Source organism: Novosphingobium oxfordense, assembly GCF_044029435.1.
GTDB lineage: Bacteria > Pseudomonadota > Alphaproteobacteria > Sphingomonadales > Sphingomonadaceae > Novosphingobium.
This window is the reverse complement of the sequence record NZ_CP147008.1, coordinates 1,592,648-1,606,159: the sequence shown is the minus strand read 5'-3', so window position 1 is coordinate 1,606,159 and position 13,512 is coordinate 1,592,648. Positions and strand designations below refer to the sequence as shown.

13 protein-coding genes are annotated in these 13,512 nt (G+C 61.1%); 6 read left to right on the top strand and 7 right to left on the bottom strand.

Going from position 1 to position 13,512, the window contains the following annotated elements; all coding sequences use genetic code 11:
- Positions 1–94: 94 nt before the first annotated feature.
- From WBP07_RS29835 to WBP07_RS29825, 3 genes are read right to left on the bottom strand one after another with little or no spacing between them, the layout of a single operon-like run.
- The gene (locus WBP07_RS29835) at positions 95–490 is read right to left on the bottom strand and encodes a carboxymuconolactone decarboxylase family protein (RefSeq protein WP_395396853.1); all 396 of its coding nucleotides are present in this window, start codon (positions 488–490) and stop codon (positions 95–97) included.
- Entirely contained in the window at positions 480–785 is a 306-nt protein-coding gene (locus WBP07_RS29830; protein ID WP_395396852.1) for a DUF1330 domain-containing protein, read from the bottom strand. Before WBP07_RS29830 ends, WBP07_RS29835 begins: the two co-directional genes overlap by 11 nt.
- A gap of 6 nt (positions 786–791) precedes the next feature.
- Positions 792–1,829 (bottom strand): LLM class flavin-dependent oxidoreductase, encoded by a 1,038-nt coding sequence (locus WBP07_RS29825; protein WP_395396851.1) that lies wholly within the window; start codon positions 1,827–1,829, stop codon positions 792–794.
- A 123-nt stretch (positions 1,830–1,952) separates the two neighbouring features.
- Between WBP07_RS29825 and WBP07_RS29820 the strand changes: the two genes are divergently transcribed.
- Genes WBP07_RS29820 through WBP07_RS29810 form a run of 3 tightly spaced genes read left to right on the top strand, consistent with a single transcriptional unit; the run spans position 1,953 to position 5,960 of the window.
- A complete protein-coding gene (locus WBP07_RS29820; RefSeq protein WP_395396850.1) occupies positions 1,953–3,353 on the top strand; it encodes a purine-cytosine permease family protein in 1,401 nt (466 codons plus the stop codon).
- Between the two features lie 2 nt (positions 3,354–3,355).
- Positions 3,356–4,513: a 3,4-dihydroxy-2-butanone-4-phosphate synthase gene (gene ribB / locus WBP07_RS29815; protein WP_395398278.1), complete on the top strand. Its 1,158-nt coding sequence runs from the start codon at positions 3,356–3,358 to the stop codon at positions 4,511–4,513.
- A complete protein-coding gene (locus tag WBP07_RS29810; RefSeq protein WP_395396849.1) occupies positions 4,485–5,960 on the top strand; it encodes a hypothetical protein in 1,476 nt (491 codons plus the stop codon). The genes ribB and WBP07_RS29810 overlap by 29 nt, the downstream gene beginning before the upstream one ends.
- A 96-nt stretch (positions 5,961–6,056) precedes the next feature.
- Here the strand turns inward: WBP07_RS29810 and WBP07_RS29805 are convergent, their stop codons facing one another.
- Both WBP07_RS29805 and WBP07_RS29800 read right to left on the bottom strand, forming a co-directional pair.
- Positions 6,057–6,356, bottom strand: a complete 300-nt coding sequence (locus tag WBP07_RS29805; protein ID WP_395396848.1) for an AzlD family protein — start codon at positions 6,354–6,356, stop codon at positions 6,057–6,059.
- Entirely contained in the window at positions 6,353–7,096 is a 744-nt protein-coding gene (locus WBP07_RS29800) for an AzlC family ABC transporter permease (RefSeq protein ID WP_395396847.1), read from the bottom strand. The genes WBP07_RS29805 and WBP07_RS29800 overlap by 4 nt, the downstream gene beginning before the upstream one ends.
- 121 nt (positions 7,097–7,217) lie before the next feature.
- Between WBP07_RS29800 and WBP07_RS29795 the strand changes: the two genes are divergently transcribed.
- Both WBP07_RS29795 and WBP07_RS29790 read left to right on the top strand, forming a co-directional pair.
- Entirely contained in the window at positions 7,218–7,676 is a 459-nt protein-coding gene (locus WBP07_RS29795; RefSeq protein WP_395396846.1) for an Lrp/AsnC family transcriptional regulator, read from the top strand.
- Positions 7,677–7,966: 290 nt separating this feature from the next.
- Entirely contained in the window at positions 7,967–8,821 is an 855-nt protein-coding gene (locus WBP07_RS29790) for a DMT family transporter (RefSeq protein WP_395396845.1), read from the top strand.
- A 77-nt stretch (positions 8,822–8,898) separates the two neighbouring features.
- Here WBP07_RS29790 and WBP07_RS29785 read toward each other — a convergent pair whose 3' ends face one another.
- Positions 8,899–9,174, bottom strand: a complete 276-nt coding sequence (locus tag WBP07_RS29785; protein ID WP_395396844.1) for a hypothetical protein — start codon at positions 9,172–9,174, stop codon at positions 8,899–8,901.
- 348 nt (positions 9,175–9,522) lie between these two features.
- Here WBP07_RS29785 and WBP07_RS29780 point away from each other — a divergent pair, with 348 nt between their 5' ends.
- Positions 9,523–10,410, top strand: a complete 888-nt coding sequence (locus tag WBP07_RS29780; protein WP_395396843.1) for a LysR family transcriptional regulator — start codon at positions 9,523–9,525, stop codon at positions 10,408–10,410.
- A gap of 94 nt (positions 10,411–10,504) precedes the next feature.
- On the opposite strand, the gene ppdK is transcribed toward WBP07_RS29780, so the two are convergent.
- Positions 10,505–13,183, bottom strand: coding sequence for a pyruvate, phosphate dikinase (gene ppdK / locus WBP07_RS29775; RefSeq protein WP_395396842.1), 2,679 nt, complete (start codon positions 13,181–13,183; stop codon positions 10,505–10,507).
- Between the last annotated feature and the right edge of the window lie 329 nt (positions 13,184–13,512).

The window sequence follows — 13,512 nt, the reverse complement described above, 5'->3', positions numbered from 1 at the left end:
GCATCGCAAAACGATGCCGGGGCTTTCTTTTTGGCCGACGGGGGGACGCCGGCTCTATCCTCCCCGAGGTAACAAGGAGGATCTCAATTCGGGCTCACGCGCCTGCATCGACTTCCGCAAAGACTTCGCGGGCCAGGCGAAAGCTGTCTACGCCGGCCGGGATTCCGACGTAGACGGCGATCTGCAGCAATACCTCGCGTATCTCCTCGCGCGTCAGGCCGTTGTTCAAGGCGCCGCGAATATGCGCCTTGAATTCGTGGGCCCGACCAAGCGCCGCGATCATACCCAGGTTAAGGATCGAACGGCTGCGGCGATCGAGGCCTGGGCGGTTCCATATCTCGTCCCAGCAGTACTTCGTCGTCAGTTCCTGCATGGCCCAGCTGAACTCATCCGCGCCATCCAGCGCCTTGTCGACATAGGCATCGCCCAGCACTTCGCGGCGAGTGGCGAGGCCACGCTCGAACTGTTCGTCCTGCGGCTTATCGGTCATCTTGTTCCAACCCTTCCACGATCAGGATTTCCACCTCGGCGGCGCCCTTCCGTTGCTCACGGGCGGCACTGTATGCGGGTGACGCATGGCAAGCGAGGGCAGCCTCCATGCTCGGAAATTCGATCACGACGGTGCGCTCACTAGGCTCCGGCCCTTCAAGCGCCAACGAACGACCGCCACGCGACAGCAAAGTCCCGCCGCCCGCGATCAGGGCGGCGGGTCCAAGCGCCATGTAGCCGGCATAGGCTTCCGGATCGGTCACGTTGACCCGGGCGATCCAATAGGCTTTGGCCATGTGCGATCAGGCGAAAGCCGGAAGCACTTCATCGATGAAGAGGCGCAGGGAATCGCGCTTTTCCTCGAACGAAAGGCTGTTATCGACCCAGATGCTGTATTCGTCCACGCCCAGCGCCTCATAGCCCTTCAGGCGCTCGATCAACTCATCGGGCTTGCCAATCATGACGTTCTTGCGGAGCGTCTCGGGCACGTATTCGGGGAACTTCTCCGGGTTGATCGGCGGCACGGCCTGTTGGAAGCCATTGACCGGCGGCGTCTTGTTGCCGAACCAGGCGCCGAACGAGCGGAAAAAGAACGAGATGCCTTCGGCCGCAGCCTGCCAGTCGTCGTCGCCCGTGTGGACGTGGGCATGCTGGAGCACCATGATCTTCGGTCGCTCGGTGATCTGCGGCGCCGCCTCAATGGCGTTTTCGAACTTGTTCATGAGATCGGCAACTTCGGCATCGCCCTTGGCAAGCGGCGTCACCATCACGTTGCAGCCGTTGGCGACCGCGAACTTGTGCGAATCCGGGTCGCGCGCGGCGATCCACAGCGGGGGACGGGCCTGGACCGGCTTGGGCACGCTAGTGGACGTGGGGAACTTCCAGATCTCGCCGTCATGTTCGACATCGCCTTCCCACAGCGGCTGAAGCAGCGGCACCATCTCGCGCAGATAGCGGCCGCCGTCGGTGGCGGACACACCGTTGAGCATGCGGTCGAATTCGAATTGGTAGGCGCCGCGCGCCAGGCCTACTTCGGCGCGGCCGTTGCTGATCACGTCAAGCAACGCAGCTTCGCCCGCCATGCGGATCGGATGCCAGAACGGGGCGATGAAAGTGCCGGCACCAAGGCGGATGCGGCTAGTTCTTCCTGCCACCGCCGCCAGCAGCGGAATCGGGTTCGGCGAGATGGTGTATTCCATCGCGTGGTGCTCGCCGATCCAGACTTTGTCCATGCCGCCGGCTTCCGCCATGTCGCACAATTCCAGCAATTCCTGGAAGAGCTTAGGGTGCGAAACCGAAGCGTCGTACCGCTCCATGTGCAGAAAGATCGAGAACTTCATCGTCCATCCTTTTCCCTGCCTCGCTCTGGGCGAGGCTTAAAATTTCTCTTGCGACTCGCTCGAAGCAAGAATACCGTCCGATGGTATACCACAATAACGACGGTGCAAGAGGATAACTGAAGCATGGCAAAAGCGGGCGATACCTCGGCCGGTGTGATCGAGGAAAACAGCATCGGATTCGTGCCGCTGGCAGAGCGGCACGGCAAAGTGCGCGATCTCTTCACTCTTTGGTTCACGACCAACATCGCCCCCTTGCCCGTGGTTACCGGCGCCATGGCCGTGCAAGTCTATCACCTGCCCCTGACCTGGGGCATTTCGGCGATCATCCTGGGGCATCTCGTCGGTGCTCTGGTGCTCGGCGCCTGCTCCGCGCAGGGGCCGCAAATGGGCCTGGCACAGATGATCCAGAGCCGTGGGCAGTTCGGCCGCTATGGGGCGCTGCTGGTGGTGACGTTCGCCACCCTGCTCTATGTCGGCTTCTTCATTTCCAACATCGTCCTGGCCGCAAAATCCGTCCATGCGCTCCAGCCCGCTGTAAGCCTTCCCGTAGGCGCGGCCATCTGCGCGCTGGCGGCGGCTGGTATCGGCATCCTGGGCTACAACGTCATCCATCTGCTTAACCGCGTGGGCATGTGGTTCATGGGCGCGGGGTTGATCCTTGCCTTTGCGAACCTTGTCGCGCTCATGCCGTCGGAACTCTGGACGCAGGGCCAAGGGTCAATGATCGGGTGGCTGGCGATGTTCTCGCTGGCGGCAGTCTGGCACATTTCCTACGCCTGCTACACCTCCGACTATTCGCGCTACCTGCCGCCCAGCGTCGGCATTCGCGCGCCCTTCCTCGCCAGCTTCGCCGGCGCGGCACTGGGTGCGGGCGCATCCTTCATCCTGGGCGCCGTCGCCGTTGCCGGAGCCCCCGCGAGCGCCGATCCGATGGCCATTGTCAGCGGTGCCACCGGCGCGCTGGCGCCAGTGCTGATGGCTCTCTTCGTCTTCAACATCATCAGCCACAACGCGCTCAACATCTATGGTGCGGTGCTGTCGCTCATCACCATGGCGCAGACATTCTTCGCTTCCTGGCAGCCGGGTCGCAAGGCACGCGTCGTACTCTCGACGCTGGTACTGGCGGTTTGCCTCGCGATCGCGACTACTTCCGCCGATAACTTCGTCCCCCGCTTCATCGGCTTCGTCATCGGACTAATGGTCGTGCTCGCGCCGTGGGCCACGATCAACATTGTCGACTTCTACTTCATCCGTAAGGGCCGGTACGACATCGACTCATTCTTCCGCGCCGATGGCGGCATCTACGGCCTGATCGACCTGCGTGCGGCCGCCGCCTATGCTGCGGGGATTGCAGTCCAGCTGCCGTTCCTCGCCAGCAGCATCTACACCGGTCCCTTCGCCAAGGCCCTCAACGGCGTTGACGTGGGCTGGCTGATCGCACCTGCCGTTACCACGGCGGTCTATCTGGCGCTTGGCGCGGGACGGAAGGCGGACTTCGCCGACGCCCCCTGCCCAGCCGAATGAACATGCACACCTGGGAGAGCGACATGGCCACGATAGCCACGGACCGCGAGAACAAGACCTTCCTCTCGACTGCCGAGGAAATCATCGACGAGGCCCGCAACGGCCGCATGTTCATCCTTGTCGACGACGAGGATCGTGAGAACGAGGGTGACCTCGTGATCCCCGCGCAGATGGCAACGCCCGAGAAGATCAACTTCATGGCCCGCTACGGCAAGGGGCTGATCTGCCTGGCCATGACCGAAAGCCGCGTCAGCCAGCTCGGCATCGGCTTGATGAGCCCCCGCAACGGCACGAAGCACGGCACTGCCTTCACCACCTCTATCGAGGCCCGCGTCGGCGTTACCACCGGCATCTCGGCAGCGGACCGCGCGCGCACTATCGCCGTCGCCATCGACGGAACCAAAGGCAGCGACGAAATCGTCACGCCGGGCCACGTCTTTCCCCTAATCGCCCGCGAAGGTGGCGTGCTGGTCCGTGCAGGCCATACCGAGGCGGCCGTGGACGTGGCCAGATTGGCAGGCCTCAACCCCTCAGGCGTGATCTGCGAGATCATGAAAGAGGACGGAACGATGGCGCGGCTCGACGACCTCATCGCCTTTTCCCAGTTGCATGGCCTCAAGGTCGGCACCATCCGCGACCTCATCGCCTACCGTCGTCGCCATGACACTCTGGTGGAGCGTACCGCGCAGGCCAGCTTCCAAAGCCGCTGGGGCGGGGACTGGCAGGCGATCACTTACCGCAACCGCGCCACGGACACGGAACAGATCGCGCTCGTAAAGGGCAGGATCGACCCGGCCAAGCCGACCCTCGTTCGCATGCACGTCATTTCCACGCTCACCGACATCTTCGCCGGAGAGACCGGCGGATCGGGCGTGCTGGAACAGGCCATGCAGACGATCGCCGAAGAAGGCTGCGGTGTGGTGATCGCCATCAACCGGGCGCGTAACGACCGTTTCACCATGGCCTTGAAGGCCCAGGCGGGCACGCTTTCGCCGGCGGACATGGACGAACTGCGTGATTACGGCGTGGGCGCGATGATCCTCACCGATCTCGGGATCGAGAAGATGATCTTGCTGACGAACACGCACCGAACGCCGGTGGCACTGGCCGGCTACGGTCTCTCGATCGAGGGTGAACGCGCCGTCAAGCCCGCACGCTGAATCCGGCACGACGCGCGCCCGGTACTCCGTGCTCAGTACCCGGGACCCCGTGCACCCAAAATCCGTCATTTCACGCGGCGCATTGCCGCAAAGGAACTCTATGCTCCCCGTTCTCGTTCCTGCGGCATTGATTGCGATCCAGCCCCAGGCTCAATCCGCGATGACTGCGCCCCAAACTCAGCAGGGGGCCAGCCCATCAGGCGAAACCGACACGCACCTGGCATCCGATCGAACAGACGCGACCGACTTGGCTTCGGCGTCTGTCGATGAAGCGCAGACCCAACACACGGAACAACCCTCGCCCACGCCAAAACCCAAATCGAAGCTGAAGCTCGGTGCCGCAGTTCGCGGAAGAGCGGACATCCGCTTCAACGACGTCGACAGTTCCGGCGGACAGCGCACCTCCAGCCACTTGTCGTTCGACACGCTCGCGCTCACGGCGGATTACGATTCGGACAAGTTCTTCGGCGCCGCCCAGTACCGCTTCTATGGCGGCAGCTTCATCTACGGCAAGAATGCCGGCTACAAGGGCTATCCCGGCGAAGTCCAATACCTGATGTACGCCTACGCGGGCGCCAAGCTGAGCGAGAGCGATAGCGTGACCCTGGGCATTCAGCCCGTTCCCTTCGACGACCGCTACTGGGGCGGATCGATCCTCGACGATCTGGGCTTCGTCTATGGCATGGAGGAAACCTACAACCTGGGCATCAAGTACAAGCGGCAGACGTCGAACCTGCGCGTCGAACTCGGCCTCTTTCCCAGCAGCGGACCTGCGGTGAAGGGCATCAGCCGTGATGGCGCCCGCTACTCCACCAATATCGCCAGAGCCGACAGCTACGTGCCCGACGGATCGCAGAATGACGAGCGCAACATGGTGATTGGCAATGTTCAATACGCGCTGGTCAACGACGGCAAGACGTCCCTGAAGGCCACCGCCTCAGGCTGGATTTCGAGCATCTACAACTTCGACACCGGCAAGAACGGCAGCAAGCATTTGTTCGCTTTCAGTCTCACAGGCTCTCACGGCCCATGGAGCAGCAAGGCACTCGTCGCGCGGCAGGACATCGATCCGCGCAATCCCGGCCGGAACGACATGATCACCGTCAGCGGTTTCGATGGCAGCTACAACATCGCCGCCAAGGGGACTTATGCTTTCGGCGAAATCGGCCGCACTGTGAATACCGGCAGCTTCCCGTTCGACGCCTACATCTATGCCAATTACGGCCGTTTCATGAAGGACGCGGCGGGCTTCAAGGACAGTGAACGTTTCGACCTGGGCGCCGTCTGGACATCGAAGGACAAAGGCCGCGTCAAGATTTACTCTGAATTTCTGCTGGGCCGCAACGACCCCTATGTCGGCGCCGGTCAGTATGTTTCGGGCGCCGCACAGGGCGGCGACAACAGATGGAAGGCCGCGTTCATGATGATATTCGGATATTATTTTTAAGGGAAACGCAGCCGACGCTTCCGACTAGCCTTGGGACATTCCCCCCGCTCATGAGAAGGCTCGGAAACGTTGGCCTCCATCCAGCTAGAAGACGATTTATCCTAAAGCTAAGCGGAGGCAAGCTGCGCTAACAATCGCAATTGCCACGGTCGCCATCATTGGCAAACGGATCGCCGCGGCCAATGTGATCGCCAGTGCAACCAAATCGGCAGGACGTGACGAGACGAATGCCGGCGCGATAACCGAAATGAGCACGCATCCCGGCGCGGCATCGAGTACCACCCGCGTTCGGGGGCTCAATTCACGGTTGCTCAATGCAGCGTAACCCAAGGTTCGCGTCGCATAGGTCGCAGCAGCCATTAACAAGATGGCCAGCAGGCTGGTAACGTGGATCACAGCTCTTCTCCTGCCCAAAACCATGCTGCGATCAGCCCTGCGACTGCGCCTGCAGGAACATACCAAGCGCCCGGCACACACAGATGAACGCCTGAAGCGGCCACGAGACTGACCATCCATGGGCGAGCCGCGCGCGCAGTGTTCCACATTCCCCGGATCAACATGAGGAACACGGCCGGGAACGCCATGTCGAACCCCCACCGTCCAAGATCCCCGATGATAGGACCCAAGATGGCGCCCAGCGTCGCAAAGCTGAACCAACTCACCCAGAACATGGCGCCCAGCGTCGCGTAAAATGGCAGGCTGAAGGCAGGAGTCTCGCCCTGAGCTTCTCGCGACCGAGCATCAAGAAGACTGAATGCCCAGCTTTCGTCGACCATGAAGAACAGTGCCGGATAGACGACCTTCCGAGGAAGGTGGCGTATGTAGGGAGCGAGCGCCGCCCCCATCAGCAGGTGACGGCTGTTCACCAGAAAGGTCATCACGACGATGAGCAGGACCGGCAGTGGAGAGTTCCAAAGGCCGATCGCCGCGAACTCCGAGCCGCCAGCATAGTTCAGGCCAGTCATCAAAGTCACTTCAACAAGGCTAAGGCCCTTTTGATGCGCCTGAGCACCCAAAACCATCGCCAGCGGTATCAGCGCCATCAATACGGGAATGCCAGCTTTGGACGCTCGCCGCGCCTCGGCAGCCCAGGTCTGGGATGCGGAATTTAAGGGGATCGTGTGTGCAGTCGTCATAAGTTCCTCTGCGGCACGATATATCCGAACTGGTGCAGCAGATGGTTGCGAAGGCGATCAAAATTGGTGCCAAATTGGCATCCACTTTGCAGAATTACCATTTTTGCAGCATAATATGCCGATGAAGATCGACGCTATCGACCGCCGGATACTCGCTGCTCTCCAGAGGGACGGCCGCATTCAGAATAATGACCTTGCCAGAGAGGTCGGCTTGTCGCCGTCGCCCTGCCTGCGGCGTGTTCGCCTCCTGGAGGAAGCCGGATACATCGATCGCTACGTTGCCGTTCTCAACCCTGCCAAACTCGGAATGGGCATGACACTGTTTGCCCGCATTTGGCTCACAAAGCAGGATGAAGACACAATCGAGCATTTCGTCGCGGAGGTCCGCAAACACCCCCAGGTGGTTGAATGTTACCTCATGCTCGGGGATTGCGACGCCTTGTTGCGGATCGTCGCCGCAGATATCGACGCTTATCGCCGCTTTCAGTCGACCTACCTCAGTCGCATTCGCGGAGTGCAAAACGTCAAGACCGACGTCCCGAGTCAAACCGTAAAAGAAGGTTTCGAATTGCCACTCTGACGCAGGATCGCTGTCGCATCAGAGGCTCATCGCAGTTGAATTTTTCCAGGTAATCGGTAGGAAGCTCGCATGGCTACCGCCACGCCTTTCACGAAGACTATGCCCCGCTTGATCGCGGACGCATTAAGCGTGGCTCCTCCGATCGCACCTCCTGACTTTGTTGGAACGATGTTCGGGCGCAAGACGGCACCGCCGCCTCCGAGCATCTGAGCCTGTCGTCATGACAGGCTGAAGTTCGCCTGCAGGCCATGCGCTTGCGGGCGCTCAGACCTCATTTCAGGTGATTTTTCATGTTCAATCGACATGTGTCGGCGCTTATGCCGACCTCGGCGTTCGTTCTGCTGTGGAGCAGCGGCGCCATCGTATCGGAAATCGGCCTCCGCCACGGCTCGGCATTGGCGCTGCTGATCCTTCGCTACGGTCTCGCCCTGGCAGTTCTGACGGCCGCCGCAATATACAACCGCAAGCTCCTGCCCGAACCAGGCAGCCGGCGACGAGTGGCGTTCATCGGCTTCTCGATCGCGGGCGTCTATTCCGTCTGCTACCTTTTTGCGATGAAGCACGGCGTGACGCCCGGGGCGCTTGCGACCATCCTTGGCATTCAGCCGATCCTGACCGTCCTGATGACTGAACGAAAGGCCGGCGCCCTGCGTTTGCTCGGTCTCTTGCTGGCGCTTTGCGGCTTGGCGACGGTAGTCGGAGATGGCCTGATCACCATGCGCCTCGAACCATTGGGGCTGGCCTTCGCCTTTCTGGCCTTGCTCGGCATTACATTCGGATCGATGGCGCAGAAGCGGGAGACACAGGCGCCATGGGTGGTCCTGCCTATGCAATATAGCGTAGGCCTGCTCCTCGCATGCGGCGTCGCGCCGTTTGCCGGCATTCAAGCCTCATGGGACACACAATTCGTGTTGTCCGGAGTTTGGCTGGGCCTGGTGATATCGGTCGCCACGACTTTCCTGCTCTATCGGCTGATCGCGCGTGGAAATCTCGTCAACGTAACCAGCCTATTCTACCTCGTACCGGGCATCACTGCTGCAATGGACTGGGTGCTACTCGGGCACCCCATGACACGCTGGGCGATGGGCGGACTGGCCCTTATTATGATCGGACTCGCTGTGGCGTTTCGATCCAAGCCCTCTTGAGAAATTGTGCGGCTCGCTTCCCTGGGGAGCGAGCCGTTCCGAAGAGGGGAGGCCGGCAAGCGACAGCAGGTTGCACCTCATGATGTCGCGAAAGCGGGGATCGGATCAATCCACCATGAGAACTGGGATATCCGGTCGTCGATTGTAGGAAAGCCCTTGTCGAGTTCGGCCAGCAAGTGCTCAAAACCGGAGAACCGCCGTTCGCATACGACGATGATGATCGCGTCCTTTCCTTCGAAATATCGGCGATGTGACCGGGGCTCATCCTCGCCGCTTCGGCGATCCGAACCATGCTGGCGCCATGAAATCCTTCCGCGTAGAAGCATTTCTGCACTCAAAATCTCACGCCTCATCAGGCTAAACTCATTGAAACGAGGTTCTGCCGAAACAATTCAGCGACACCATTTCAAATTTATCCACTCATCAGCGGCACTTTATACAAGTCATTCTACAAAATTAATATTATAATTATTTCGAACACGCACTATCAGAAGTTGGTATGCCTGGGATTGGTCGCAATCCTGGGTTCGTCGCCGACTGGACAATTAGCAAGATCGGCGACTGGCGGCACCCTGGTCGGATCCATATGCCGGCTCGCTGGACATATCTCGTACCCAGGGGCTTGCGTTCGCGAAAGGGGTCGGGAGCGACCTATATTCGGAATTCAGATCCGGACTCATGCCTGCTATAGGCGCCTCTCGATGCTGAACCTGACAACCCTGCGACTATTTGTCCGTGTTGCCGAATTGGGCAGCCTTTCGCGCGCGGCGGACGACGCTAATCTTGCTATCGGCGCGATCAGCCGGCGGCTGACTCAGTTGGAGCAGGAACTGGGCGTCCAGTTGCTTGTCCGCAATGGCCGGGGCGTTATCCCGACGGCGGCCGGGGACGCACTGCTGATCCACGCCAACCGCATCATGCGCGATGTCAGTCTCGCCGTCACGGACCTGTCGGACTATGCGAAGGGGCTGAAAGGCAGTGTCGACATCCTCGCCTGCACCTCGGCTATCACGCAGTTCCTGCCAGGCGATCTGGCCGCTTTCGGCCACGACAACAGCAAGATCCGCCTCAATATCCGGGAGGCATATTCCTCTGACATCATCGGTCGAATCCGCGCCGGCGAGGCGCAGATAGGCATTATCATCGAGGAGCCCGGATCGGTCGGGCTGGATACCTGGAAATATCGGCGAGACAAGCTTGCAGTCGTTGCCCCTCCGCATGTCCTGTTCGGCACCCATTCCGCGCGCTTCCAGGACCTTGCCGACTATGAATTCGTGCAGATGGGCTTCGATACTGCCAACACCCGGCTGCTTGCACGCGTCGCCGAAGAGCAAGGATGGGCGTTCCGCCTTCGCGCAACGGTGGAAAGCTACGACGCTGTCTGCCGGATGATCCAGGCGGGATTCGGCATCGGCGTTCTGCCCCGGGAAGCTGCCAAGAACTTCGTCGTACCGATGGGCCTCAAGCTGGTCGAACTGGAGGAAGAATGGGCTGAGCGGCAGATGCTGCTGGCTGCGAACGCCGCGAGCCTGAGCAGCCCCGCTCGGCTGCTGGTAGACTTCCTGACGGACCGTACACCGCTCGCCTGAAAACTCAGCTCGAACGCAAAATGCGGATCGCATGCTGCAGCAGGCGATCCGCATTCGCGGTCAGGTGCTCCTCCTCACCGACGCGATTTTTGGCTCATTTCTTCGCAAGCGCTGCCTGCGCCGCTGCCAGACGGGCGATAGGCACGCGATAGGGAGACGCCGAAACGTAATCCAGACCGGTCTTTTCGCAGAATGCGATCGAGGCAGGATCGCCGCCATGCTCGCCGCAGATGCCGAGTTTGATGTCCGGACGGGTCTTGCGGCCGCGCTCAACCGCCAGCTCAATCAGCTCGCCGACGCCGTCGACATCGAGGCTGACGAACGGATCGCGGGCAAAGATGCCCTTGTCGACGTACTGCGTCAGGAACCGGCCAGCATCGTCCCGGCTGATGCCGATGGTCGTCTGGGTCAGGTCATTGGTGCCGAAGGAGAAGAATTCGCCGGTTTCGGCAATCTCACCCGCCTTGAGCGCCGCGCGCGGCAATTCGATCATGGTGCCGACGAGGTAATCGACCGTCGCCCCGCGCTCGCTGAAGACTTCCGCGGCAACGCGATCTACCACGGCTTTCATCAGTTCCAGTTCCTTAGCCGTGGCGACCAGCGGGATCATGACTTCCGGAATCGGTGCCTCTCCGGTCCGCTCCTTGACGGCCAGGGCCGCCTCGAAGATTGCGCGGGCCTGCATTTCGTAGATTTCGGGGTAAGTCACGCCGAGACGGCATCCGCGATGCCCCAGCATCGGGTTGAACTCGTGCAGTTCGGCGGCGCGGCGCTTGAGCACTTCGACATGGACGCCGGCTGCACGCGCCACTTCCTCGAACTCAGCCTCGGCATGGGGCAGGAACTCATGAAGGGGTGGATCGAGCAGGCGGATCGTGACGGGCAGGCCCGCCATGACCATGAAGATTTCCGCAAAATCGTCACGCTGTTCGGGCAGCAGCTTGTCGAGAGCAGTACGCCGTTCGGCTTCGCTCTCCGCCAGGATCATCTCGCGAACTGCGGTGATGCGCGCTGCATCGAAGAACATGTGCTCGGTACGACAGAGGCCCACGCCCTCTGCGCCAAATTCACGCGCGGTTCGGCAGTCCAGCGGCGTTTCCGCATTGGCACGGACCTTGAGACGGCGAACCTTGTCGGCCCATTCCATCAGGGTGCCGAAGTCCCCGGCCAGTTCCGGCTGCACGGTGGCCACTTCGCCGACCATGACTTCACCGGTGGCGCCGTCGATAGTGACGGTGTCGCCTTCCTTCAGCACTCGGCCATCGATGCGCATGGTGCGGGCGACATTGTCGATCTGCAGGCTACCTGCGCCGGAAACGCAGGGCCGGCCCATACCGCGCGCCACGACGGCAGCGTGGCTGGTCATGCCGCCACGCGCGGTCAAGATACCGCGGGCCGCATGCATGCCGTGGATATCCTCGGGGCTGGTTTCGACGCGGACGAGGATCACCGACTTGCCCTGCTCGGCAAGCTTCTCGGCAGTATCGGCGTCAAGGACGATCGTGCCGGAGGCCGCACCCGGAGAGGCGGGAAGTCCCTTGGTCAGGACATCGCGCTGCGCTTCGGGATCGAGCGTGGGATGGAGCAACTGGTCAAGGGCAGCCGGATCGACGCGGGCAACCGCCTCTTCCTCGCTGATCAGCCCCTCGCACGCCATGTCGACGGCGATCTTCAATGCGGCCTTCGCAGTACGCTTGCCGGAACGGGTCTGGAGCATCCAGAGCTTCCCCTGCTGCACCGTGAATTCGATATCCTGCATGTCGCGGTAGTGCTTCTCGAGGATCTCGAACACGCCGGCGAGTTCCGCGTACGTTTCCGGCATCGCCTCCTCCATCGAGGCGGCCTTGGCGCCGGCCCGCTCGCGCGCGGCCTTGGTCAGGTACTGCGGGGTTCGGATACCGGCGACGACATCCTCGCCCTGCGCATTGATGAGGTACTCGCCATAATATGCGTTCTCACCGGTCGCGGGATCGCGCGTAAACGCCACGCCCGTTGCCGAAGTCTCGCCCATGTTGCCGAAGACCATGGCCTGCACGTTAACGGCTGTGCCCCATTCGCCGGGAATCCCGTTCAGACGGCGATAGACCTTGGCGCGATCGGACTGCCAGCTGCCGAACACGGCGCTGATTGCCCCCCAAAGCTGGTCGTTCACGTCCTGCGGGAACGGCTTGTTCCAGAGCTTTTCAACGATCGCCTTGTATTCCGCGACCAGGACCTTCCAGTCGGCGGCGGTCATCTCGGTATCGAGGTCGTAGCCGCGATCTTCCTTGGCGATGTCCAGCGCCTCCTCGAATGCTCCATGGTCGAGTTCGAGGACGACGTCGGAATACATCTGGATGAACCGGCGATAGCTGTCCCAAGCGAAACGTTCGTCGCCAGAGGTGTTTGCCAGACCTTCCACCGTCTCATCGTTGAGGCCGAGGTTGAGCACGGTGTCCATCATGCCCGGCATCGAAATGCGCGCACCCGAGCGAACCGAAACGAGCAGAGGGTCCCCGATATCGCCGAAAGCCTTGCCAGTCACCTGCTCGATGTGGGCGATGCCTTGGGCCACTTCGGCCTTCACGCTTTCGGGATACGTGGCGCCATCGCTATAGTAGCGCGTGCACATCTCGGTGGTGATGGTGAAGCCCGGGGGAACCGGCAGGCCGATCGCTGCCATGCCGTCGAGGTTGGCGCCCTTGCCGCCCAAAAGGTTCTTGTCGCCCTTGCCGCCGTCATCAGCGCCACCGCCGAAGCGATAGACGTAGCGTGTCTCAGCCAAAGTCTTCATCGAACGCATTTCCTCATTTGCAAAACCCGACGAACATCGGTTGCTCACCGAAACATGTCAGCCTCGAACGGTGCGGAATTCCGAGTCCCCTTGAGATGGTTCGAGAAATCCCGTTTTGTGAGACATCCAAGCTCGAAATCAACCAATTCAGGCGTTCAGATGCCGGATAATGCTCATCCGAGCCATCGACTTTTGGGAAATCCGGATTTCCAATTTTGAGAAATCATCAAGTTGTCGATGCCCTGGCGAGCCTCACTTAGCAGTGCAGAACCGCACGGATCGGCCAGGAGCTGGTCTGCTATTACGACGCTCATAGCGACGAACGCTGT